General features: G+C 68.7%; 1 protein-coding gene. It reads right to left on the reverse strand.

The window, feature by feature from the left end; genetic code table 11:
• Nucleotides 1-1,380, reverse strand: a 1,380-nt coding sequence (locus ACIQM4_RS34580) for an MFS transporter (RefSeq protein ID WP_401599550.1), incomplete at its 3' end; no start/stop codon positions are given.
• Nucleotides 1,381-1,410 lie beyond the last annotated feature (30 nt).

Here is a 1,410-nt window from a genome sequence, read left to right on the forward strand (position 1 = left end):
GGTGGGGGTTTTTTCCTTGTGGTGGAGGAAGAGGGCGGTGGTGGCGGTGCCGAGGAGGACGATGGCGGTGTTGATGAGGACGGCGAGGGAGACGCCGTCGAGGACGGCGGCGGGTCCGGTGTTTCCGGCCATGTGTCCGGTGGCGATGGCGGACATGATGGGGGTGCCCATGGTGATGCCGATCTGCTGGGTCATGGTGGCCAGTCCGGTGGCCATGCCCTGTTCGTGGTCGGGGAGGCCGGAGGTGGCGGTGACCATGAATCCGACGATGACGAGCATGTTGCCGATGCCGCCGGCGAAGGTGGCGGCGAGCAGGAGCCAGATGAAGGCGCGGTCGTCGCCGAGGAAGAAGAGGCCGAAGGTGGCGGCTGCCTGGAGGAGTCCGCCGAGGATGAGGGTGGATTTGGTGCCGATGTGGCCGATGACGCGGGCGGCGAGGGTGCCGCCGATGACGGTGCCGATGCCCAGGACTCCGAAGGAGAGGCCTGCCAGGAGTGCGGAGTAGCCGAGGACTTCCTGGAGGTAGAGCGTCATGAGGAAGACGAGGGAGGTCTCGGTGATGAACGCGATGACTCCGGCGACGTTGCCCCAGGCGACGGTGCGGCGTTTGAGGACGGAGACGGGGACCAGGGGTGAGGCGGAGTGCTTCTCGACGGCGTAGAAGACGATGAGGAGCAGGACGCCTGCGGCGAGGGAGATGAGGGCGGTGGGGGAGCCCCAGCCGTGTTCGCCGGCCTGGGTGAGGCCGAAGACCAGGGCGAGCAGGCCGACGGTGACGGCGACGGCGCCGGGGAGGTCGAGCTTGGGGCGGGTGACGGGCTTGGATTCCTTGATGACCGCGGGGGCGATGATCAGGACGGCGAGGGCGACGGGCACGTTGATGAAGAACGACCACCGCCAGGACAGCAGGTCGGTGAGGATGCCGCCGAGGATGGCTCCGGTGGTGAACCCGGCCGACATCAGTGCACCGTTGAGGCCCAGGGCCTTGTCACGCAGGGGTCCTTCGGGGAAGGACGTGGTGAGCAGGGACAGGCCGGCCGGGGTGACGGCGGCGGTGGCAAGTCCCTGGGCGACGCGGGCGGCCAGCAGCATCTCGGGGGAGGTGGCGAGGCCGCCGACCAGGGAGGACACGCCCAGCAGGGCCAGGCCGATCAGGAACAGGCGGCGGCGTCCGAAGAGGTCCGCGATCCGTCCGAAGAGCAGGGTGAAGCCTGCCGCGCACAACGCGAACGACGTCGCGATCCACTGCAGGTTCGACAGGGAGAAGCCCAGTCCCTCACCGATCACCGGCAGGGCCACGTTCAGGATCGAGAAGTCCACCGCGAGCATGAACTGCGCGACCAGCAGCACGACAAGGACCAGACGCATCCGCCCCGTCATCCGCGACGAGGACACCGGCCCACCCGGACC

Origin of the sequence: Streptomyces sp. NPDC091272, assembly GCF_044757485.1 — a bacterium.
Taxonomy (GTDB): domain Bacteria; phylum Actinomycetota; class Actinomycetes; order Streptomycetales; family Streptomycetaceae; genus Streptomyces.